At 61.1% G+C, this 20,826-nt stretch carries 20 protein-coding genes; 13 read left to right on the top strand and 7 right to left on the bottom strand.

The genetic code is table 11. From position 1 onward, the window contains the following. The first annotated feature begins 98 nt into the window (after positions 1–98). The 3 genes from creD to Q0887_RS05165 all read left to right on the top strand — a co-directional run bounded on the left by creD (position 99) and on the right by Q0887_RS05165 (position 3,781). Entirely contained in the window at positions 99–1,514 is a 1,416-nt protein-coding gene (gene creD / locus Q0887_RS05175) for a cell envelope integrity protein CreD (RefSeq protein WP_299192905.1), read from the top strand. A gap of 222 nt (positions 1,515–1,736) precedes the next feature. After that, positions 1,737–2,123: a BlaI/MecI/CopY family transcriptional regulator gene (locus Q0887_RS05170; protein WP_299192904.1), complete on the top strand. Its 387-nt coding sequence runs from the start codon at positions 1,737–1,739 to the stop codon at positions 2,121–2,123. Next, positions 2,120–3,781: a M56 family metallopeptidase gene (locus Q0887_RS05165; RefSeq protein WP_299192902.1), complete on the top strand. Its 1,662-nt coding sequence runs from the start codon at positions 2,120–2,122 to the stop codon at positions 3,779–3,781. The genes Q0887_RS05170 and Q0887_RS05165 overlap by 4 nt, the downstream gene beginning before the upstream one ends. 73 nt (positions 3,782–3,854) lie before the next feature. Here Q0887_RS05165 and Q0887_RS05160 read toward each other — a convergent pair whose 3' ends face one another. Together Q0887_RS05160 and Q0887_RS05155 are read right to left on the bottom strand one after the other, a co-directional pair. Then, complete coding sequence (locus Q0887_RS05160; RefSeq protein WP_299192900.1) at positions 3,855–4,385, bottom strand: hypothetical protein; 531 nt, start codon at positions 4,383–4,385, stop codon at positions 3,855–3,857. Continuing rightward, complete coding sequence (locus Q0887_RS05155) at positions 4,345–5,217, bottom strand: neutral zinc metallopeptidase (RefSeq protein WP_299192899.1); 873 nt, start codon at positions 5,215–5,217, stop codon at positions 4,345–4,347. The genes Q0887_RS05160 and Q0887_RS05155 overlap by 41 nt, the downstream gene beginning before the upstream one ends. Before the next feature lie 138 nt (positions 5,218–5,355). On the opposite strand from Q0887_RS05155, the gene Q0887_RS05150 reads away from it, so the two are divergent. From Q0887_RS05150 to Q0887_RS05125, 6 genes are all read left to right on the top strand, one after another. Continuing rightward, positions 5,356–6,108 (top strand): 3-hydroxybutyrate dehydrogenase, encoded by a 753-nt coding sequence (locus Q0887_RS05150; RefSeq protein ID WP_299192898.1) that lies wholly within the window; start codon positions 5,356–5,358, stop codon positions 6,106–6,108. Beyond that, positions 6,105–7,583, top strand: coding sequence for a M20/M25/M40 family metallo-hydrolase (locus Q0887_RS05145; RefSeq protein ID WP_299192896.1), 1,479 nt, complete (start codon positions 6,105–6,107; stop codon positions 7,581–7,583). Before Q0887_RS05150 ends, Q0887_RS05145 begins: the two co-directional genes overlap by 4 nt. Before the next feature lie 98 nt (positions 7,584–7,681). After that, positions 7,682–9,136, top strand: a complete 1,455-nt coding sequence (guaB, locus tag Q0887_RS05140) for an IMP dehydrogenase (protein ID WP_299192894.1) — start codon at positions 7,682–7,684, stop codon at positions 9,134–9,136. 9 nt (positions 9,137–9,145) lie between these two features. After that, complete coding sequence (locus Q0887_RS05135; protein WP_299192893.1) at positions 9,146–10,336, top strand: RsmB/NOP family class I SAM-dependent RNA methyltransferase; 1,191 nt, start codon at positions 9,146–9,148, stop codon at positions 10,334–10,336. 14 nt (positions 10,337–10,350) lie between these two features. Continuing rightward, entirely contained in the window at positions 10,351–10,908 is a 558-nt protein-coding gene (locus Q0887_RS05130) for a tetratricopeptide repeat protein (protein WP_299192891.1), read from the top strand. A 15-nt stretch (positions 10,909–10,923) separates the two neighbouring features. Then, on the top strand, positions 10,924–11,604 hold the full coding sequence (locus tag Q0887_RS05125) for a glutathione S-transferase family protein (RefSeq protein ID WP_299192889.1): 681 nt from the start codon (positions 10,924–10,926) through the stop codon (positions 11,602–11,604). 12 nt (positions 11,605–11,616) lie between these two features. On the opposite strand, the gene Q0887_RS05120 is transcribed toward Q0887_RS05125, so the two are convergent. Next, positions 11,617–12,090, bottom strand: coding sequence for an RNA pyrophosphohydrolase (locus Q0887_RS05120; RefSeq protein ID WP_299192887.1), 474 nt, complete (start codon positions 12,088–12,090; stop codon positions 11,617–11,619). Next, a complete protein-coding gene (locus Q0887_RS05115; protein WP_299192885.1) occupies positions 12,087–13,037 on the bottom strand; it encodes an alpha/beta hydrolase in 951 nt (316 codons plus the stop codon). Before Q0887_RS05115 ends, Q0887_RS05120 begins: the two co-directional genes overlap by 4 nt. A gap of 97 nt (positions 13,038–13,134) precedes the next feature. Here Q0887_RS05115 and Q0887_RS05110 point away from each other — a divergent pair, with 97 nt between their 5' ends. The 4 genes from Q0887_RS05110 to Q0887_RS05095 are packed head-to-tail and all read left to right on the top strand — an operon-like array spanning position 13,135 to position 18,008. Beyond that, positions 13,135–14,094 carry a metal-dependent hydrolase gene (locus tag Q0887_RS05110; protein WP_299192883.1) on the top strand — a complete coding sequence of 320 codons (960 nt, stop codon included), beginning with the start codon at positions 13,135–13,137 and terminating at the stop codon, positions 14,092–14,094. Between the two features lie 15 nt (positions 14,095–14,109). Next, on the top strand, positions 14,110–15,501 hold the full coding sequence (locus tag Q0887_RS05105) for a deoxyribodipyrimidine photo-lyase (protein WP_299192881.1): 1,392 nt from the start codon (positions 14,110–14,112) through the stop codon (positions 15,499–15,501). A gap of 52 nt (positions 15,502–15,553) precedes the next feature. Next, entirely contained in the window at positions 15,554–16,789 is a 1,236-nt protein-coding gene (locus Q0887_RS05100; RefSeq protein WP_299192880.1) for a cyclopropane-fatty-acyl-phospholipid synthase family protein, read from the top strand. A gap of 16 nt (positions 16,790–16,805) precedes the next feature. Continuing rightward, positions 16,806–18,008, top strand: coding sequence for a serine hydrolase domain-containing protein (locus Q0887_RS05095; protein ID WP_299192878.1), 1,203 nt, complete (start codon positions 16,806–16,808; stop codon positions 18,006–18,008). Between the two features lie 48 nt (positions 18,009–18,056). On the opposite strand, the gene Q0887_RS05090 is transcribed toward Q0887_RS05095, so the two are convergent. From Q0887_RS05090 to purF, 3 genes are all read right to left on the bottom strand, one after another. Next, positions 18,057–18,404 carry a PilZ domain-containing protein gene (locus Q0887_RS05090; RefSeq protein WP_299192876.1) on the bottom strand — a complete coding sequence of 116 codons (348 nt, stop codon included), beginning with the start codon at positions 18,402–18,404 and terminating at the stop codon, positions 18,057–18,059. Positions 18,405–18,570: 166 nt separating this feature from the next. Beyond that, positions 18,571–19,284, bottom strand: a complete 714-nt coding sequence (locus Q0887_RS05085; RefSeq protein WP_299192875.1) for an SDR family NAD(P)-dependent oxidoreductase — start codon at positions 19,282–19,284, stop codon at positions 18,571–18,573. Between the two features lie 3 nt (positions 19,285–19,287). Beyond that, complete coding sequence (gene purF, locus Q0887_RS05080) at positions 19,288–20,805, bottom strand: amidophosphoribosyltransferase (protein WP_299192873.1); 1,518 nt, start codon at positions 20,803–20,805, stop codon at positions 19,288–19,290. Between the last annotated feature and the right edge of the window lie 21 nt (positions 20,806–20,826).

The following is a 20,826-nucleotide window of genomic DNA, read 5'->3' as shown; positions in this document are numbered from 1 at the left end:
GGACGCCAGTGCTCTTTCCGTGAGCATTGATGCAATTCATATGAAATTCACTTCATCGCTCATAACGCACGGCTCATCGTAACAAAGGGGAGTGTGAGATGTCCGAAAAAGATCGAAGCCCAGGGATTAAATTGCTGCTGGCGGGCCTTGTGGGTTTCGCGCTCATCGTCCCCTTGGCAATGGTCTATTTTCTGGTTGATGATCGCCAACATCAGGCACGCATTGCGCAATCCTCAATAGAATCGGGTTGGGCCGGATCGCAAGTACTGGCAGGACCGGTTCTGGTCGTCCCTTACGTCCAAAATAGCCAGACCACAGAAGTTGTTGATGGACGAAGCGTGACGCGTAGCTCCGAAGTGCGCAAACGGCTTTACATTTCCCCTGACAGCCAAAGCATCGCCACAAATGTCGACCCCGAGAAACGCACTCGTGGGGTGATTTATCAAACCGTGGTCTACAATGCGCAAGTGAGCGGTGAGGCGCAATTTACGATGCCTGACGATCTGGTAGGTCTCGGTGTCTCGCCCGACCAATTGCGTTTGGACGAGGCCTTCATCCAGCTACCAATCAGCGACACGAAGGGTCTTCAAACCGACGCTGCACTGAGGGCCAGCGGAGAGGCACTTTCGCTCCAACCAGGCCTAGGCCCCAATTCCGCAGGGAGCGGAGTTCATGCATTCTTGGACTGGTCGGATAGCGAAACGGTGTCGCTCGAATTCTCCTATTCGCTTCGTGGATCCACGGCGCTGAGCTTCGTGCCGCGCGGCAAGGATACCGAATGGAGCGTGACTTCAAGCTGGCCGCATCCGAGCTTTACCGGAGGGTTCCTTCCTGGAGATGAAGACCGTGAGGTGAGCGCGGATGGATTTCGTGCGAAATGGTCGATCTCCAATCTCGCCTTGGGGGAATCTCTGGTCAGCACCAGTCCACCGGCATTCCCAACTTATATGGAGCCGGTTGATGTTGAATACGGACGAATAACAACGGAAGCAGAGACAGGTTCGAGCCTCGCATCAATCGGATTTGTCGAACCGGTTGATCTCTACAAGCAGGTCGAACGATCGCTCAAATACGGATTCCTGTTCATCGGCTTCACCTTTCTCGCCTTCCTGATGTTCGACATCGTTGCCGGGGCTAGGGTGGCATCGGCCGAATATCTACTGACCGGTGCGGGGTTGATCCTGTTCTTTGTGATGCTGCTCGCATTTGCCGAACTGTTAGGGTTCGCGCTCGCCTATGCCTTGTCGAGTGTTGCAGTCATTGGACTGCTCACAGCCTACAGCGCCGCGATCCTGAAGACATGGAAGCGGGCAGGGGTGATCGGCGGGATTCTCCTAGGGCTCTATGCGGTCCTCTATGTACTGCTCAATCTCGAAGCATGGTCTTTGGTGATTGGCTCGGTAATGCTCTTCGCAGCTTTGGCCGGAGTTATGTACGCGACGCGGAACATTGATTGGGGCGGGCTCACCTCGACAATTATCAACGAAGACAAAGAGTCAGCTGCTCCGGGCTAAGATTGGGTCCGAGATACAACGACCGAAGGGTCGGGGAGACCATCCCTGTCCCTTTGCCGTTTGTGTTGTTGGTCGGGATCAGGCTGCAGTTTGACGAAGACCTTAAGGGGAAGGGTACTGTTCATCGCACTGTAATGTTTACATCCGTAGTCGATAAGACTACAGACGTAATCAAAGCCCTGAACTGGCTCGCAAGAGTTCTCAGGGACGTGGGAGGGACTCTTGGCCAAGTCAGACGAAAGACCGGACCGGATCAGCGAAGCGGAGCACGCGGTGATGGAGGTCCTGTGGGATCGCGGCACCGCGACTGCAGCCGAAGTGTGCGACATAGTCTGCGAGGCGCGCGACTGGAGTCTTGCGACGGTCAAAACGCTGCTTTCCCGCCTCGTTCAAAAGAACGCCATCGCAACCCGCCCCGACGGTCGCCGTTACCTTTATACGCCGCTCATCGCGCGCTCGGACTATGTCGGCGGAGAATCGCGGCGTCTGGTCGACCGGCTATTTGGCGGGAAGGCGGCTTCACTGGTTGCCCATCTGGCTGAGACCGAAGCTTTGACGGACAATGATCTCACCGAGATCGAGGCGCTGCTTAAGGAGCTGAAGCAATGACCAGCTGGCTCCTGGAAACGCTCGTCTGGACTGCGGTTCTGATCGCGCTTGTCCTTTTGCTTCGCCGCCCGGTCACGCGCTGGTTCGGCCCGCAAGTCGCATATGCGTTGTGGGCACTGCCGGTACTGCGGCTGATCATGCCGCCTATCGAACTTCCTGCCTGGATGCAGCCGTCAGAGCCGGTTGTTCAAGCAGGCGAAGGGTCCCAGATTGTCTTCCTCGAACTCGCGATTCCAGTTGTGGCGCCTAACGGCCCTGCGGGTTCCGAGGCGGCGGCGTCGAGCATGCCAGTTGCAGTTACCCCTGTGCCGGGCTTTGACTTCGGACCCATGATCGAGCTTGGCATTGCTGTCTGGCTGCTGGGCGCCGCCATCTTTCTTTACCAGCGCTTTGCTGCCTATTTCCGGCTGCGCGACGACCTGCTCGATAGCGCCTGCGAAGTCGGCCGCGAGGGTAAGGTTCGCCTGATCGAAACATCGGGCACCGAGGCACCGCTCGCTTTCGGCGTGATCGACAAGGTAATCGCGCTTCCGCGAGGCTTCCTCGCCCAGCCTGACCGCACCGCGCGCGACCTCGCGCTGGCGCATGAAATGGCGCATCACAAGGGGCACGACCTGCTGATCAATGTGCTCGTGCAGCCGCTCTTCGCGATGCATTGGTTCAACCCGCTCGGCCGTTATGGCTGGCTTGCCTTGCGCCGCGATCAGGAGGCGGCTTGCGATGCGCGGGTGATACAGTCTGAACCTTCGGAGACGCGTCCCGAAACGCGAGACGCTTATGCCAATCTGATCGTCAGCTTTGCTGCCGGATCCAATTCTGCCCCCAGCCACGCTCTGGCCGCCCCGATGGCCTGTCCGGTGCTGGGAGAGAAATCGATAATCCACCGTTTGAGGAGCCTGAAAATGACCGATACCCCCAAGAGCCGCCGCATGGCGGGCCGATTGATGTTGGGCGCTGCCGTGATCGCACTGCCGCTGACCGCTTCGATTACCTACGCCGCCAGCGAAGCGCCGGTTGCTCCCGAAGCGCCCCAAGCGCTAGGCGCGCTTACAGCACCGCCGGCACCGCCTGCTCCCCCAGCGCCGCCAGCTCCGCCGCGCTTTCAGGACGAGGACGTGATTATTCAGATCGATCCGGACGGTGAAGTTTCGGGCGACGGAACCCGCGAGCGTCACGTCATGGTTATCCGGACAAACGACGAGCACGGCGAGCATGCCGAGGGAGCGGAACACCGCGAACACCGGATCGAACGCCGGATCGTGCGCAGTCACGGCGAAATGAGCGAAGAAGAGATCGAGGAAATCATGATCGAAGTGCGTGAGGGGCTCGCCGAAGCTGACGAGGCGCTTGAAGACCTGCCCCGTATCATTGCTGAATCGATGCAGGGTTTGGAAGGCATGGAAGGGCACGAAGGCCGCACTGTCGTTCATATGGAGTGCGACAGCAGCAGCGACGAAGTTGCCACCACCACCGAGGATGGCGAAGGCAATCGCACAGTCAAGATCTGCCAGACCCGCATAATGGCGCATGCTCTTGACGGGCTGCGTGAAGCGCGCGACGAGATTGCCCAAGACACCGAGATGAGCGCGGAAATCCGTGAGCGGGTGCTGCGCGAACTCGACCAGCAAATCGAACGCTGGGAAAACCGCGAGGGCTAACTTTCTCTGTTAGAGATGGCGCGAAGACCGGCGCGATGGGTTAACCTGTCGCGCCGGTTTTTCGTTGTGCGCGCTACTCGGCCTCTTCGGGGCGCGGGGAAGCCGGGTAGTCGCACCCGCGCTGTTGTCCCAGACCTTTCAGGAAACCGCGCCGCACCATGCCTGCGGTGATCGCGGTGTTGACCTCGCGCCGCCTCGCATTGGCTCCGGAAACTTCTCGCACGATCCCGCGAAAGGGGACGAAGGAGCCGATCACACTTTTCGCGATACGCCCGCGGCTGATGCGGCGGCCTTCTTCATCCACTGCCAGATCGAAGTCCGCGCCCAGCACCTGATCGAGCGCTGCGACTTCGCCGACAATGTCATTGCAACTGATTAGACCGTCAGCGGCGTAGGGGTCTTGCGCCGCGATAACGAGCACCTCGGGGATGTCGTCGCTGTCGATGTTGAAATCTTCGAGCGGCGTACGCGCGACGTCTTCGACATCGGGCTCTTCCTCCAGCATCTGGGCATGCGCGGGGGAGGCGGCCAGAAGCGCCAGCATGGCCGCCGAAAGCGCGGCCTTAACGGTAATCGTCGAAATAGACGTCGCAAACACTGTCATTGGCGCTCTCCAAACCTCGCCGGAGCGCTTCCATGCGCTGCCTGCTGGTGCCGTGGGTGAAGTTTTCGGGACTGATGCGCTGTCCGGCGCGGCTCATGATCGTGTCATCGCCGATGGCGCTGGCGGCGCGCAGGCCTTCTTCCATATCGCCGCGTTCGATCAGCCTGCGGTTCTTGCCCGCCCAGACACCTGCGTAGCAATCGGCCTGCAATTCCATGCTGACTTGCAGCTGATTGGCCTGACGCGGATTGGCGGCTTGCGCGCTGCGGACCTGCGATGCGAGGCCGGTCAGGTTCTGGATGTGATGGCCATATTCATGCGCGATCACATAAAGCCGCGCAAAATCACCGCCGGTTCCGCTGATCTGCGCAAGCTGATCGTAGAAGCGCACGTCGATATAGATGCCGTAATCAGCCGGGCAGTAGAACGGGCCCGCCGCCGCGCTCGCATTGCCGCAGCCCTTAGTGGAAACGCGCCCGTCGCGATACAAGTCGAGCACGGGCTGTTCGAAACCGATGCCTGCGCTGCGGAATTCGGGTTCCCATGTCTCGTTGAGGCTGGTCAGCGCTTCGCAGGCTTCCTGCGCGTACGGTCCGCTGGTGCAAATCTGCTGCTCGGTCAGGTCGCCGGACTGCGATGTTGGTGCGCCCTGCTGCTGATCCGCGCCGCCAAGGACCGCGATGGTTTGACCCGGATCGACCCCGAAGACCACCGCGGCAATCAATGCGATCACAATGGTTCCGCATCCAACGCCGCCTGCGCGCCGCATTCCGCCGCCTGCTGTGCTGGAGCGGACCTTGATCTTGTTGGTATCAAACGGATTGAGCCGCATGCGAATTTTCCCTCTTCAAACCATGTACGGCCGCTCTTGCGGTCCAGCGTTAGTTGACTGCCGCGCGCAAATGACTGGACACGGGCCAGCTGCACGGCAAATGTCGGTTTCAACAGCAAAATGCAGGAGTTGGCACAAATGCTCAAGGGAAAGCGCGCACTTATTACAGGCTCCACTTCGGGGATTGGCCTCGCCATGGCGCGCGCGCTCCATGCCGAAGGCGCCGAAGTGGTGCTCAACGGCTTTGGCGATGCGGACGAGATTGCTGCTATTTGCGATGAACTGGGTGCGAGCCACCAGGGTGCAAACTTGCTCGATGTGGGCGCAATCGAGGCGATGATGGCTGAGGTTGGCCCGGTCGATATCCTCATCAACAATGCCGGGATGCAGCACGTCTCTCCGGTCGAGGATTTCCCGACAGACAAATGGGACGCGATCATTGGCCTTAACCTCACCGCTGCGTTCCACACAACGCGGCTTGCGGTCGAAGGGATGAAGGCGAAGGGCTGGGGGCGGCTGATCAACACCGCAAGCGCGCACTCGCTCACAGCTTCGCCGTTTAAAAGCGCTTATAACGCTTCCAAGCACGGCATTGTCGGCTTCACTAAAACGGTCGCTCTCGAGCTCGCGCAGACCGGCGTAACGGCCAACTGCATCTCGCCCGGCTATGTCTGGACGCCGTTGATCGAGGGACAAATTCCCGACACGATGGAAGCGCGCGGCCTTTCGCGCGAGGAGGTCATCAACGATGTCCTGCTCGCCAAGCAACCGACCAAGAAGTTTGTCCAACCCAGCGAAATCGGCGCGCTGGCGGTGTTTTTGTGCCGTGAAGAAGCGGGCAATGTGACCGGTGCAAACTGGAGCATCGACGGGGGCTGGACCGCCGAATGATGCGGGCAGGGGGGCTAATTCTCGCCGCATGCGCGGCCCTCGCGCTTGGTGCATGCGCCAAAGCGCCGCTCGCCGTTGCGCCGACCCCTGAGCGCGACCTGATCGAAGCCAATCTGATGCGGGACATATCGCTGCTCGCCAGCGATGAATTCGGCGGACGCCGACCCGGAACGCCAGGGGAAGAACTGACGGTCGCTCACATAATCGAGCAGCTGGAGCTGGCCGGTTTCCAGTCAGGCACCAACGATCCGGGCAGCGCATGGCGCGCGCCGGTCGATCTGGTGAGCACGCAGGCGCTTGAATCGCGCATCATCGTGCGCACCAATCGCGGTGAAGTGGTGGTTCCCGAAAGCAGCGGGTCCGCTTTTTCTGGCAGCCGCCGTGCGCTGATCGACGGGGTCGAAGTTGTCTTTGTGGGCACCGAGGCGCGGAGCGTCGCGCCTGAAAGCATCACTGGAAAGATCGTGGTGATGCTGGGTGAGCCCGGCGTCAGCCCGCGCCGCCGCGCTACCCTGTTCGAGGCCAATCCGGCCGCAATCATCACCGTGGTTGAAAACGAAGAGTCCATCACAAATGTTCGCCGCGCATACGGACGCGAGCAGCTATTGCTGGCAAGCGAAGCCACCGACCGCCTGACTGCCTTTGTCACGGCCTCCGTGATGGAGCAGGCCTTTCCCGATGGCACTTGGTCCGCGCTGGTCGAAGCGACGAGAGCTGAAGAATTCGCACCGCAAGTGCTCGAGGCAACCATTGCCATCGACGCCCGCACAGCGAAGCGCGAATTTTCCAGCTCCAACGTGATCGGCCTGCTCCCCGGCGCAGTGCCGGACGCAGGCGCGGTTCTGCTGCTCGCTCACTGGGACCATCTGGGCGAATGCGGTAGCGAAGGAGCCGAGGACGTCATCTGCAACGGCGCGATCGACAATGCGAGCGGGATCGCTGTGATGCTGGAACTATCGCGCAGGCTTATCGCAAATGGCCCGCATGACCGTGACATCTATGTAATCGCCACTAGCGCAGAGGAGTCGGGACTACTCGGCGCGCGCGCCTTTGCAGAAGCGCCGCCAATGCCGCTGGAAAGCATCGTCGCCGCCTTCAATTTTGACACAGTCGCGGTTGCCCCCATGGGCGGCCCGGTCGGCTTTGTTGGGGAAGGGCGCACCCCGCTCGATCCAGTCATCCTGCAAGTGATGGAGGAAAGCGGTCGCACGCTAGGAAACCGCGAGTTCGCCGAAAGCTTTGTGCGCCGTCAGGATGGTTGGGCTCTGCTCGAAAAAGGCGTGCCGGCTGTGTTCCTTTCGACTGCATTCGGGTCCGAGATTACCCTCGGCCCCTATCTTTCGAGCCACTATCACCGCCCTTCGGACGAGATCTCGCGGATCGAGCTGGGCGGGGCCATCGACGATCTGTTGCTGCACGAGGAACTGGTGCGCCGTGTCGCCAGCACCACACTTTATCCGCTTTCGGCGCAATAGGCCGTCGATAGTCGCGCATCGGCCCTAGCGCCAATCGCATTGCCACCCTACAGGGACCTGCACGATTCGCTCCATTAGAGATGAAAGCTCACGTGCACATGGATATCCCCCTTGGTCTGACCTTCGACGACGTTCTCCTGCGACCGGCAGAGAGCAATGTTTTGCCGAGCATGGCCAACACCCAAACCCAGCTGACGCGCGAGATTGCGCTCAACATTCCCGTTCTCTCCTCCGCGATGGATACGGTGACAGAGGCGGACATGGCGATCGTCATGGCGCAGCTGGGCGGCATTGGCGTCCTCCACCGCAATCTGACGGTTGAACAGCAAAGCGCTGCTGCACGCGCTGTAAAGCGGTATGAGAGCGGCATGGTGGTCAACCCGATCACAATCGCTCCCGACGCGACGCTCGGCGATGCGCAGGCGCTGATGGACCAGAACCGGATCAGCGGGATTCCCGTGACCGATGCCGGCGGCAAGCTGCTGGGCATTCTCACCAATCGCGATGTGCGCTTTGCCGAAAACCCTGCGCAGCTGGTGCGCGAGCTGATGACGACCGAGAACCTCGCCACCGTGCCGCTGGGCACCGGTCAGGAAGAGGCGCGCCGTCTGCTCCACGCCCGCCGCATCGAAAAGCTGCTGGTGGTGGATGATGACTACAAGTGCATCGGCCTTATCACGGTAAAAGACATCGAAAAGGCGGTGAACTATCCCCACGCGACCAAGGACGCTGCTGGCCGCCTGAGGGTTGCCGCCGCGACCACGGTCGGCGATGCAGGCTTTGCGCGCACCGAAGCTCTGATCGAAGCGGAATGCGATGTCATCATCATCGACACTGCGCACGGCCACAATCAGGACGTTTCCAAGGCCGTTCGCCGTGCCAAGGAAGTCAGCAATTCGGTGCAGGTTGTCGCAGGCAATGTCGCGACTGCCGAAGCTACCCGCGCTTTGATCGACGCAGGCGCGGATGCGGTGAAGGTCGGGATCGGCCCTGGCTCTATCTGCACCACCCGCGTTGTCGCAGGCGTCGGCGTGCCGCAGCTGACCGCCGTGATGGAAAGCGCTGCTGAAGCCGCCAAGTCGGGCGTTCCGGTGATCGCCGATGGCGGCCTGCGCACTTCGGGTGACGCGGCCAAGGCTCTGGCAGCGGGCGCATCGACTGTGATGGTCGGATCGATGCTGGCTGGCACGACCGAAAGCCCGGGCGAAGTGTTCCTCTATCAAGGCCGTTCTTACAAAGCCTATCGCGGCATGGGCAGCGTCGGCGCCATGGCGCGCGGCTCTGCCGACCGCTATTTCCAGCAGGACGTTTCCGCGCTCAAACTCGTTCCCGAAGGGATCGAAGGGCAGGTGCCGTTCAAAGGCCCGGCGGCGGACGTGATCCATCAGCTTGTCGGCGGCGTGAAGGCCGCGATGGGCTATACCGGCTCCGCCACAATCAAAGATTTGCAGGCCCGCGCGAAATTCGTGCGGATCACCGGCGCTGGCCTTTCCGAAAGCCACGTCCACGATGTCGCCATTACCCGAGAGGCACCCAATTATCCCACGCGCTAGAACCGTCCGATGACCCCCTCAGCGCGCGTGCAAGCGGCGATTGAGCTGCTCGACCAGACCATTGAAGGAGCCAAAAGCGTCGGTGCGCCCGCCGACCGGCTGATCGCGGCCTATTTCAAACAGCGTCGCTATGCCGGATCGAAGGACCGGCGGGCAGTGCGCGAGTTGGTCTATCGCGCGATCCGCGAATGCAGCGAAGTGCCTACGACTGGCCGCACCGCGATGCTAGCGCTGGCAGAGAGCGATCCCGCCATTGCCGAGCTGTTCGACAGCTCGGCCCATGGCCCGCCGCGTATTGGCAAACACGAGAAACCGGCGAAGCACGGCGTGGCTCCGCAATGGCTGGTCGAGGCGCTCGACAAATCGGGCGTTTCCGCCGAGGAACAAGCCGCGATGCTGGGCCGCGCGCCGCTCGATTGCCGGGTGAACACGCTCAAGGCAGAGCGCGACTTGCTCGAACTGCCAGTCGCGGGCGAGCACCTTGCCGCGCCAGCAGGTCTGCGCTTCGAAGCGGGCACGCAGGTCGAGCAATGGGAGGCCTACCGCTCCGGACAAATCGAAGTGCAGGACCACGGCAGCCAGCTTGCCTGCCTCGCCGCGGCTGCGCAGCCCGGCGAAACAGTGATTGATCTGTGCGCAGGGGCAGGTGGCAAGACTATCGCGCTCGCCGCCGCGATGCAGAACACCGGCGAGTTGATCGCTTGCGACACTGACGCCCGCCGTCTTGGCCTACTGGGTCCGAGATCGGAGCGCGCGGGCCTGACCAATACGACGCGGCGCGTGCTCAATCCCAAAGCTGAGATGGAAGCACTGTCCGACCTGCGCCAGCGCGCCGATCTGGTGCTGGTTGACGCTCCGTGTTCGGGAACCGGCACATGGCGGCGCAAGCCTGAGGCGAAGTGGCGGCTCACGCCCAAACGCCTCGAACGTTTCGCAGACTTGCAGGATCATGTGCTTGATATCGCGGTGGAATGCACAAAGCCCGGCGGGCGGATTGCCTTCATCACTTGCTCGCTGCTCGACGCTGAGGGCGCTGACCGGGTCGAGGCTTTCTTGGAACGCCACCCAAGTTGGACGGCTGAACAGGCAGAACTACCTCTTGGAAGGCCACACGGGAGCAGGAACGCTAAGGGAATGCGCTTAACACCGTTCCATGACGGCACGGACGGCTTTTTTATCGCCATTCTGCGTTCTGCGTGATAGCGCTAGGGTCTATGGCCCTCAGCACATCTCGCGAGCCTCAGGCCTTCCGGCTCGACCGTTTCAAGGAGCTTTTCATGCGTTTCGCGCCCGCAGCCGCTGCCCTCTCGCTGTTTCTCGCCACCACGGCGAGCGTTTCTGTTGCCGATGATCGCGCTCCCGAACCGCGTGCAGCGATGCTGATTGCCGAAGGTCGCGCCGCTCTTGAAGCAGGCGACACGCAGGCCGCGATCGACGCGTTTGAGGCCGCGTTCACCGTCGATCCGGGCTACACGCCGATCCTGATCGAGCTGGCACAGGCTTCGCGCCGCGAAGGGCTGCAAGGCAAGGCGATCACCTATTACCGCGAAGCGTTGACCCGCGATCCGGGCAATTTCGCTGCAATTTCGGGCGAGGGCGAAGCGCTGGTCGAGAAAGGCGCGCTTGAAAAGGCGCAGCGCAATCTCGCCCGGCTCGAAAGCCTGTGCGGGATCAATTGTCCCGAAACGCTCGCGCTGCAAGCCCGCATCGCCGAAGGACCGCCCGCGCGTCTCGCGGCTGAAACGGCCGAGGATGGACCTGCGGCTAACTGACAGAAGGCTGCAACAATGCTGACGCTTCACCACCTCGAATATTCGCAAAGTTTCCGCATACTCTGGCTGCTTGAGGAATTGGGCGAGCCTTATGAGCTGAAGCTCTACAATCGCGATCCCGAAACCAACCTCGCACCCTCCGATTACAAGGCGCTTTCGCCGCTCGGCACCGCGCCGGTTGTGACTATCGGCACGCTGGTTCTGGCAGAGAGCAATGCGATCATTGACTACGTGCTCGATTCGCACCCCGACAGCACTCTTGCACCCGATCCAGGCGACAAGGATCGTGCACGGCATCTATTCTGGTATCATGCTGCGCCTGGCTCGTTCATGCCTTTGCAGAGCATTGCCATGGTGCTGGGCCTGCTGGAAACACGCGCTCCGTGGCCAATCAGCTCGCTGCTCAAATCGGTGTTCGGGCAGGTGCGCAAAATGTTCCTGAACCCGCGCAACGAAGCTTTGCTCAATCTGATGGAAGAGGATCTGGGCAAGCAAGCTTTCTTTGGCGGCGACTACCTTACCGGAGCCGATATCACGCTGGTCTACCCCATGTATGCCGCGCGCGACAAAGGGGTATTCGACCGCGGTTATCCGAACATCCATGCATGGTTTGAACGGATCGAAGCGCGTTCTGCCTTTAAGTCTGCACGCGCGAAGGATGACCGCGAGCGGATCACATTCCGCTTCACCAATTAGAGCCACGTGCTCCTAGATCAGCGGCGTGAATTCCTCGACAAGCGCCGCGTAGACATCGCGTTTGAACGGCACGATCAGATCGGGCAACTGCGCCGGCTCGACCCAGCGGAATGCGGCGAACTCAGCCGGATTATGCGCGGAGAGGTTCACGTCGGCATCAGTGCCGAGGAACCGCCCGAGATACCAGTGCTGCACTTGCCCGCGATATTTGCCCTTCCACACCTTGCCAAGCAGTTCGGGCGGTAGGTCGTAGGTGAACGGTCTTGAGGCGGGGGCGATCATCTCGACCAGATGCGATGCGATCCCCGTCTCTTCTTCCAGCTCGCGCAGCGCAGCGGTTTCGGGGTCCTCGCCCTCGTCGATCCCGCCTTGGGGCATCTGCCAGAAACCATGCGCGCTGGGATCTATCCGTTCGCCAACAAAGACCTGGCCTGCCGCATTGACCAGCATGAAGCCTGCGCAGGGGCGGTAGGGAAGATCGCTCAACTGGCATCTCCGAGCATCAGCTTCATCGCTGCGATCACGCGCTCAAGATCACCCTGAGTGCTGGGCACTGCCTGCCGCAGATTGGTGAAAGAGTGGGTCACGCCCTTCATCTCCAAGAAGGTAAAATCTGCACCCGCATCTGCCAGCGCTTTGGCATAGTCGCGACCCGAATCGCGGATCGGATCGAGGCTGGCGGTGGCGAGCACTGTGGGCGGGGCGCTTGTGTGGTCTCCCAGAATGGGGAAGCCGCGCGGATCGCTGCGGTCGGCGGCGTAGGCAGCATCGAAGAACTCGATGGCGGCTTTGGACAGCACAAAGCCATCTTCGAACTGCTCCAGACTTGCCGAACCTATCGCGTCGCTGGCGAGCGGGAAGATCGGCACTTGCAGCACAACCGGCACGGCTGCGGCGTCCTTTGCGAACAGCTGGCCAACCGCAATGGTCGCTGTGCCGCCCGCGCTGTCGCCTATGGTGATGATACCCGTCGCCGCGCGGCCCAAAGCTTCGGGTGAAGAGGCGATCCAGCGCGTCGCCGCCTCGCAATCCTCGATCGCTGCGGGGAAGGGGTGCTCAGGAGCGCGCCGGTAATCGACCGCCACCAACGGCAAGTCCATCAATGTCGCGATTTCGGTGCAGAGGCTGTGATGCGTGTCGAGGTCGCCAATCACAAAGCCGCCGCCGTGATAGAATGTGATAACCGGACCGGGCTCGCGGCTCTCGCGCGTATCGTAAAGCCGCAGGGGAATGTCTCCGGCGGGACCGGGGCAAGTCAGATCGCGGATAACCGCCATAGTGCGCGCGGGCCGGTCTGCCATACCGTGCAGCGCGACATAGGACGCGCGCGCCTCAGCCAGAGACATATCCGCCAATGCTGGTCCTCCCATCGCTGTCAGCGCATCGAGGAAGGCCTTCATGTCAGGGCGGATATAGGGGGTGGTCTCGGTCATATTCTGCTCTCTCCCGTGTCGCGCCCTCGCTAATGCAAATGCGCGGGCAATGCCACTTGCTTTGACCGAACGAAAAGCGCGCGCTAGGCAAAACCTCATGGATAATCTGACGCATAGCCTTGTCGGCGCTGTGATGGGGCAGGCGGGTCTGAAGAAGAAGACCGGCCTTGCCATGCCCGCGCTCATTATCGGGGCGAACCTGCCTGATGTGGATGCGGCGTGTTTCTTCTGGCTTGAAGGGGCGGAGCATCTTGGGTTTCGGCGCGGGATCACCCACGGGCCGCCTGCGCTGATCCTGCTGCCGTTGATACTTGCGGGGCTACTCTGGGCGTTTGACCGTTGGCAGGCCAAGCGCGGCAAACGGCCTGAGAAGCGCCTGCCTGTGCATTTCGGATGGCTCTATGCGCTAAGCTTTATCGGTTGCCTCTCCCATCCGCTGTTTGACTGGCTCAACGTCTACGGCATCCGTTTCTTCGAGCCGTTTTCGAGCGCATGGTTCCACGGCGATACGCTGTTTATCATCGACCTTTGGCTGTGGGCGATCCTGGGGCTGACGCTCTGGTGGTCGTTGCGCAAAGAGAAGAAGGGCGGCGAGAATTGGACCAAGCCCGCATGGATCGGGATCGCTGTCGGCGTCGCCTATATCGGCGCGAACTGGCTCATCACATGGTTCGATTACAATGCGGGCGGCAAATATTCAGAGCCCTATCCGGCCGAGTACATCTCCTCGCCTGCTCCGTTCTTTTTCTGGCAGCGCGAAAGGATTGCACGGCTCGAAAGCGGGCGCTGGATCTCCGACGCTTGGGGCGGGACGGCGCGCGAATATGGCTATAGCAATTCCGAAGCCGTGCAATGCGCGCTCCCCGACCTTGAAGAAGAGCGCAAGACCAACTCCGAACTGGACGCCTTTCTGTTCTGGACCCGCGCGCCGATGGCCGAAGGGGAACGCGACGGGTCGGTCGTTCTCTATGATGCGCGCTTTTACGATCCGCGCGCGCGGGACCGGTTCTCGGTCGCGCTGCCGCATATCCGCTGCGATGAAATCCCCGCGGATTGATGCGGTGTTGAGACTATGAGCGAACCCCAGATAGTCTGGCTTAGGCGCGATCTGCGTCTTGCCGATAACCCCGCGCTCTATGCGGCGGCAAAGCTTGGCCCCGTCATCGCGGTCTATGTGCTCGACGATGCGCGGGCCAAGGACCATGCCTATGGCGGCGCGTCGCGCTGGTGGCTGCATCATTCGCTGGACAGCCTCGGCAAGTCCTTCGCGCAAAGACACGCGCGCATTGTGCTGCGCAAAGGCGATACGGTCGAAGAATTGCTTAAGATTGCAAAGGAGACGGGCGCAAAGACCATTCACGCCAATCGTCACTACGAACCGTGGTGGCGCAATGCGCAAAAGGCGCTGGGCGAGAAGCACGATCTCCAGCTTTACGATGGCAATTATCTGCATTCGATAGGATCGGTGAAGACCGGTTCGGGCGGGCAGTACAAGATCTACACGCCGTTTAGCCGCGCAGTGCGGGCGCAATTCCCGCCGCGCGATATGGTGCCGGAGCCGGAGACTTTGTCTTCGCCTGATAATTGGCCCGATAGCGATGCGTTGGAAGACTGGAACCTGCTGCCCACGCGCCCTGACTGGGCGGGCGGGATGCGTAAATTCTGGGAGGTTGGCGAGGCGGCTGCGCACGAACAGCTTGGCTGGTGGGAGGATCACGTCGATGACTATGACGACGCGCGCAATCTCCCCTCGCGCGACAAGGTTTCGCGCCTTTCCCCGCATTTGCACTTTGGCGAGATCAGCCCGGTCCAGATCTGGCACCACTTCAAAGCCAAGCGCTCTGACGGGTGGCGGACCTATGAAAGTGAACTGATCTGGCGCGACTATGCGCAGAATACGATCGCGCAATTCCCGCTCTATGCGCGGGGCAATTACCGCGAGGATTTCGACCGGATTAAATGGCGCGATCCGGCCAGCGATGAAGGGACCGCGCGCGACCTAAAAGCATGGCAAAAGGGGCAGACTGGCTACCCGATCGTCGATGCCGGAATGCGGCAGCTGTGGCAGACCGGGTGGATGCACAACCGCGTGCGGATGATCGCGGCTAGCTTCCTCATCAAGCATCTGCTGATCGACTGGCGACGGGGCGAGCAGTGGTTCTGGGACACTTTGGTCGATGCCGATTACGGATCAAACGCGACCAACTGGCAATGGGTCGCCGGCACCGGCGTCGATTCCAACATGTTCGTGCGGATCATGGCGCCGCTCAGCCAGTCGGAGAAGTTTGACGCGGCAAGCTATATCCGGACCTATGTGCCCGAGCTCGCTGATCTCGACGAACCCTACATCCACGATCCGGAAGAATTTGGCAGGCTGCCCAAAGGCTATCCCGCCAAAATCATAGGGCATCGTGCCGCGCGAGAGCGGGCACTGGCGGCTTACAGGGCTATGAAGGGTGAGTAGGATTGCATCTGCGCGCTTGCAGCCCCTCATCCCGCTTGCTTAAGAGGCCGGTATGAACGCGCAGGGGTTGAGAGGCGAGCATCTGTTAAGCTCGGGCGAGCGCTTTGCCGCGCGGCCGGGGATCTTTGCGCGCCTCGTGGCTCCCGGTTTTTCCAAGATCATCGAACAGGTTGATGCGGGGCTGGAAAGCGGTTCGCTGATCGCGCATCTGCCCGACGGCACCACGCGTATGCTGGGAGGCCGCGCGCCCGGCTTCGATGCCGAGATCACTCTGAAAGACTGGCGCGCGCTGCTGTGGCTCGCCACGGGCGGCGTGATCGGTTTCTATCAGGCGTTTCAGGCGGATGAGTGGGAGAGCCCTGATCAATCCACCCTGTTCGCGCTGTTCTCCGCCAATGTGCAGAGCCTAGGCGACATGGCGCGCAGTTCTGGGGTGTTCAAATGGGCGGGGCGGGTTGCGCATTGGCTCAACCGCAACAACCGCGCAGGTTCGGCGCGCAACATCGCAGCGCATTACGACCTCGGCAATGATTTCTACCGCGCATGGCTCGATGACAGCATGACCTATTCGAGCGCGCTGGGAATGGGCGCGGACAGTCTCGAAGCGGCGCAATTGCGCAAGATGGAAGGGATTGCGGCGCGGCTTGGCAGACCAAAGAGCGTGTTGGAGATCGGTTGCGGTTGGGGCTCTCTCGCGCACCATCTCGCGGAGCAGGGCGCGGATGTGACCGCGATCAGCCTTTCGGAAGAACAGCTCAGCTGGGCGCGCGAGCACCATTCACCCGCCATCGACTTCCGCCTCCAAGACTACCGCGACGTCGCAGGGCAGTTCGATGCGATCATGAGCGTCGAAATGGTCGAGGCTCTGGGCCGCGAATACTGGCCTGATTTCATGGACTGCGTTGCCCGTAATCTCGCCCCCGGCGGCCGCGCGGCGATCCAGTATATCGCGATGCGGGACGACTTATTCGAGGCCTATGCGGGAACTGTCGACTTCATCCAGGCCTATGTCTTTCCCGGCGGTATGCTCATCAAATCCAGCGAATTCCGCGCTCTGGCCGAGGAACGCGGTCTTGAATGGCAGGGTCAGACCGGATTCGGGATCGACTATGCCGACACGCTCAAAGCGTGGCATCAACGGTTCGACAGTGCGGTTGAAGAGGGACGGCTGCCCGAGGGCTTCGACCAGCGCTTCATCCGCCTCTGGAAATTCTATCTGTCCTATTGCGAAGGCGGATTTCGCGCGGGCAATATCGATGTGCATCAGGTAACTCTGGTGAAGAACTGAAACGGGAGAATTCGTGATGCGGTTGAACCTTACAGTAATGGGAGCGGCAGTTTCGCTGGGCGCGCTGGCACTTGGTGGATGCAGCTATGGCGCGGCCGCGGGCCTCGATGCTGCACCTGGGCCGCTCGCTGCGGTCGAGTTCACCGAGCCGCAACCGCGTGATCCATCCGAACTGCAAGTCTTGTTCTGGACCGACGAACAGCGCCTTGCACGTTTCCGCGATATGGAAAGCTGGTTTGCCGGACACGAAGTGCCTGCCGCGAGCAATCCGCGCGTTCTTGCCGAAGGCGAGGCTCTGCCCGACGCGCTTGCTGCGGAAATCCGTCAGGCCATGGCGAGCACCGGCGCGGTTGGCGTGATGGTGGTCAAGAACGGGACCGTGCGGTTTGAGGATTACGCAGGCGGCTTTGCGCCCGACCAGCGCTGGACCAGTTTCTCGGTCGCCAAAAGCTTCACCTCGACCCTGCTTGGCGCAGCGGTGCGTGACGGCTTTATCGCCAGCCTCGATGATCCTGTGACTGCCTATGTTCCCGGCCTTGCAGGCTCTGCCTATGAAGGCGTTACGGTTCGCCAGATCGCGACCATGACCAGCGGCGTTGCGTGGAATGAGGATTACACAGACCCGAACAGCGACGTCGCGGCGATGAACCGCTTTGTCGTCGAACACGGCCCAGAAGCCATCGTCGCCCAAATGCGCGAGCTGGAACGCGAGGCCCCTGCGGGTGAGAAGTGGGTCTATAAGACCGGCGAAACCAACCTCATCGGCCTTGTGATCGAGAACGCGGTTGGCCTCCCATTGGCCGAATATGCGCAAGAGAAGATTGTTGAACCGGCGGGCCTCGAAGGCGGGTTGTTCTGGATGAGCGATCCGCGCGGCGGCAATATTGGCGGGTGCTGCCTCTCGCTCAGCCTTTCGGACTACACCCGCATGGGCTTGTTCGCGCTCGAAGGTGGCGGGGATAGCGTGCCCGAGGGGTGGTTTGCAGAGGCTGGCGATTCGCTCGTCGATTTCGGCGATACCGGCTTTGGTTACGGCTATCAGTGGTGGACCTATCCCGGCGGAGCTTACGGTGCGCAGGGCATTTTCGGACAGTCGATCACGATTGTGCCGAGCGAAGAACTGGTGCTGACTGTGGTCAGCAATTGGTCAACTGCGACCAGCAGCGATCATCGCGCGCTATGGGGCGGGATCGCGGCCAAGATTTCCGCGACGGATTGAGGCATGAATGGTGGGTAGGGAGCGGGTTGGGGGACCCGCTCCACTGCGTCACGCCATCGGGCGATAGACGCCGGTATTGCTGTAACGCTGCAGGATATTGTCGTGCACGATCGGGCTCAGCAGCTCGCTGAACGCGCAGCCAACGATGCAATTGTCCCACCACACAACCTCGGCCTGAAGCGATTCGAGGCCGGGCAGGGTCAGCCAGCACATCTGGCCTTCATGCATGCGGTTGATCGACGCGGCGGAAAAGCCGGAGATCGAAAGGTCGTGAACCACGCTTTGAAAAGCGCGGCCTCCCGAAGCGCGCAAAGTCGCCGGGATTGTGAGCCGCGTACGCGGCCCGCAGCGATCTTCCTGCGCTGCTAGTTTATAACTGCTTTTGTCGGTCGGCATAGCCTCGCAACCTTCTTCCAATCAGCCTGTGGTCTCTGTGCCGTGGAAATTGCGTATTCCCACAGGGACATTTGCCATTCAGTTGCAGAGGAAGGTTAAGGAGCCGGTAACGCACCCCAGTATTTCCACCTATTTTCGCGCGTTTGGCGTTAATATTCGCGCGAAATCAGTCGACGCGTTCGCGGTGGCCGGTTTCAAAGCCCGCTTGCGCCAGCGCGACAAGGCGCTGTGCAACAACTTCCGGTTCTTTGACGCTCTCGGGATTTTCGCCGGGATAGGCGCGGGCGCGCATTTCGGTGCGGGTCGCGCCCGGATCGATAATGGCAACGCGAACGCCGCTCAATTTCTCGACTTCCGCGCCGTAGCTTTCGAGCAGATTGTCAAACGCCGCCTTGGTCGATCCATAGGCCGACCAATAGGGGCGGGGCCCTGCGCCGACGCTGCTGGTCAGGCCGATGACGCGCGCGTCATCGGCATTGCGCAGCAGCGGATCGAAACCTGTCAAAAGCGCCTGCGTGGCGACGACATTGGTCATGATTGCCTGATTGAACTGCTTGGGATCAATCTGCGTAAGCGGTGTGAGATCTGGCAGATAGGCGCCTGATATTACGAGAATATCAAGCTTGTCCCACCGTCCCGCAATCGCACTTGCAAGGCGGCTGATCGCATCGGCTTCGGTCAGGTCAATCGGGGCGATCGTTGAGGTGCCGCCCTTGGCGTGGATCGCATCTTCGACTTCTTCGAGCGCTTTCACCTTGCGCGCAGTCAGGATCACATGCGCGCCGGCCTCTGCCAGCGCAATCGCGGTTGCAGCGCCAATGCCGCGGCTTGCGCCGGTGACAAGCGCGGTCTGCCCGGCAAGCGGTTTTGCGTCACTCATGGTTTAAGCTGCTCTGGAATCAGTGTTGGGCGCGTCGGTGAAGGGAAGCTCGTCGTCTTTCTGCGATTTGCCCGCCAGATCGGTGAGCGAAGTCGGATATTCGCCGGTGAAGCATGCATCGCAGAATTGCGGGCAGCTCTTGTCGCGCTTTTTCGATCCAACCGCGCGATAGAGGCCGTCAATCGAGATGAAAGCGAGGCTGTCCGCTTTGATGAACTCGCGCATTGGCTCCAGATCCATGCGCGCGGCGAGGAGCTTAGAGCGTTCGGGCGTATCGACGCCGTAGAAGCACGAATGCGCGGTGGGCGGGCTGGCGACGCGGAAGTGGACCTCGCTCGCGCCGGCTTCGCGCATCATCTCGACGATTTTCAAACTGGTGGTCCCGCGCACAATCGAATCGTCGATGAGGACGATCTTCTTGCCCGCGACCAGCCCGCGATTGGCGTTGTGCTTGCGCTTGACGCCCGAATGGCGCGCGGCGTCGGAAGGCTGGATGAAAGTGCGCCCGACATAGTGCGAACGGATAATGCCTAGCTCGAACGGAACGCCCGATTGCTGCGCGTAGCCGATCGCAGCCGGAACGCCGCTATCGGGCACCGGCACGACCAGATCGACATCGCAGGGTGCTTCGGTCGCAAGTTCCGCGCCGATGGCCTTGCGGGCCTCGTAAACGCTTTGACCGGCGAAATAGCTGTCGGGACGGCTGAAATAGACGTGTTCGAAGATGCAGGGGCGGGGGGCGGTTTTGCCGAAGGGATGCAGGCTCTTGATATTGCCGTTGAAATCGACCTGAAGCATTTCGCCCGGCTCGACTTCGCGGATCAGTTCAGCGCCGACCACGTCGAAGGCGACGCTTTCGGATGCGAACAGGACCGAATCGCCCAACTTGCCCATAACCAGCGGACGAATGCCCAGCGGGTCACGGCAGGCGATCATGCCTTCGGGCGTCATCACGATCAGGGCATAAGCACCTTCGACCAGACGCAGCGCGTCGATCAGGCGGTCAGCCACCGTGGGATAGCGCGAGGTTGCGACGAGGTGGATGATAACCTCGGTGTCAGACGTCGACTGGAAGATCGAACCCTTGCCGACGAGGTCTTTGCGCAGCGTCTGCGCGTTCGAGATATTACCGTTATGCGCGATGGCAAAGCCGCCGCTGGCCAGTTCTGCATAGAGCGGCTGCACATTGCGAAGGCCTGCTCCGCCAGTGGTTGAATAGCGCACATGGCCCGATGCCATTGATCCGGGCAGTTCCGCGATGGCTTCGGCTGAGGAGAAGTTCTCTGCAACATGGCCAAGCCCTCGCCGCGAGATGAAATCCTTGCCGTCAAAGCTGGTGATGCCGACCGCTTCTTGACCGCGATGCTGCAAGGCGTGCAGGCCCAAAGCGGTGGTCGCCGAAGCATCCTCGGAATTGATCGCGCCGAATACGCCGCATTCCTCACGCAGCTTGTCGCCATCCTCATCGAGGAAGGGGTGCGTAAAGTTGCCCGAAAAATGCCCGAAATCGGTCTGTGCCATCGCTCGTCCAATCACCCGTTA

Origin of the sequence: uncultured Erythrobacter sp. (assembly GCF_947492365.1) — a bacterium.
Taxonomy (GTDB): domain Bacteria; phylum Pseudomonadota; class Alphaproteobacteria; order Sphingomonadales; family Sphingomonadaceae; genus Erythrobacter.
Note: the sequence above shows the minus strand (reverse complement) of the source record. Positions and strands in the feature narration are given on the sequence as shown.

What these genes read in the sequence shown, in the direction of transcription:
- Q0887_RS05110 (WP_299192883.1), top strand. Translation starts at nt 13,135, where the DNA reads ATGGATAATCTGACGCATAGCCTTGTCGGCGCTGTGATGGGGCAGGCG.
- Q0887_RS05130 (WP_299192891.1), top strand. Translation starts at nt 10,351, where the DNA reads ATGGCCCTCAGCACATCTCGCGAGCCTCAGGCCTTCCGGCTCGACCGT.
- Q0887_RS05155 (WP_299192899.1), bottom strand. Translation starts at nt 5,217, where the DNA reads ATGCGGCTCAATCCGTTTGATACCAACAAGATCAAGGTCCGCTCCAGC.
- Q0887_RS05115 (WP_299192885.1), bottom strand. Translation starts at nt 13,037, where the DNA reads ATGACCGAGACCACCCCCTATATCCGCCCTGACATGAAGGCCTTCCTC.
- Q0887_RS05165 (WP_299192902.1), top strand. Translation starts at nt 2,120, where the DNA reads ATGACCAGCTGGCTCCTGGAAACGCTCGTCTGGACTGCGGTTCTGATC.
- Q0887_RS05100 (WP_299192880.1), top strand. Translation starts at nt 15,554, where the DNA reads ATGAACGCGCAGGGGTTGAGAGGCGAGCATCTGTTAAGCTCGGGCGAG.
- Q0887_RS05145 (WP_299192896.1), top strand. Translation starts at nt 6,105, where the DNA reads ATGATGCGGGCAGGGGGGCTAATTCTCGCCGCATGCGCGGCCCTCGCG.
- Q0887_RS05150 (WP_299192898.1), top strand. Translation starts at nt 5,356, where the DNA reads ATGCTCAAGGGAAAGCGCGCACTTATTACAGGCTCCACTTCGGGGATT.
- Q0887_RS05160 (WP_299192900.1), bottom strand. Translation starts at nt 4,385, where the DNA reads ATGACAGTGTTTGCGACGTCTATTTCGACGATTACCGTTAAGGCCGCG.
- Q0887_RS05085 (WP_299192875.1), bottom strand. Translation starts at nt 19,284, where the DNA reads ATGAGTGACGCAAAACCGCTTGCCGGGCAGACCGCGCTTGTCACCGGC.
- Q0887_RS05125 (WP_299192889.1), top strand. Translation starts at nt 10,924, where the DNA reads ATGCTGACGCTTCACCACCTCGAATATTCGCAAAGTTTCCGCATACTC.
- Q0887_RS05090 (WP_299192876.1), bottom strand. Translation starts at nt 18,404, where the DNA reads ATGCCGACCGACAAAAGCAGTTATAAACTAGCAGCGCAGGAAGATCGC.
- Q0887_RS05105 (WP_299192881.1), top strand. Translation starts at nt 14,110, where the DNA reads ATGAGCGAACCCCAGATAGTCTGGCTTAGGCGCGATCTGCGTCTTGCC.
- Q0887_RS05095 (WP_299192878.1), top strand. Translation starts at nt 16,806, where the DNA reads ATGCGGTTGAACCTTACAGTAATGGGAGCGGCAGTTTCGCTGGGCGCG.
- Q0887_RS05135 (WP_299192893.1), top strand. Translation starts at nt 9,146, where the DNA reads ATGACCCCCTCAGCGCGCGTGCAAGCGGCGATTGAGCTGCTCGACCAG.
- guaB (WP_299192894.1), top strand. Translation starts at nt 7,682, where the DNA reads ATGGATATCCCCCTTGGTCTGACCTTCGACGACGTTCTCCTGCGACCG.
- creD (WP_299192905.1), top strand. Translation starts at nt 99, where the DNA reads ATGTCCGAAAAAGATCGAAGCCCAGGGATTAAATTGCTGCTGGCGGGC.
- purF (WP_299192873.1), bottom strand. Translation starts at nt 20,805, where the DNA reads ATGGCACAGACCGATTTCGGGCATTTTTCGGGCAACTTTACGCACCCC.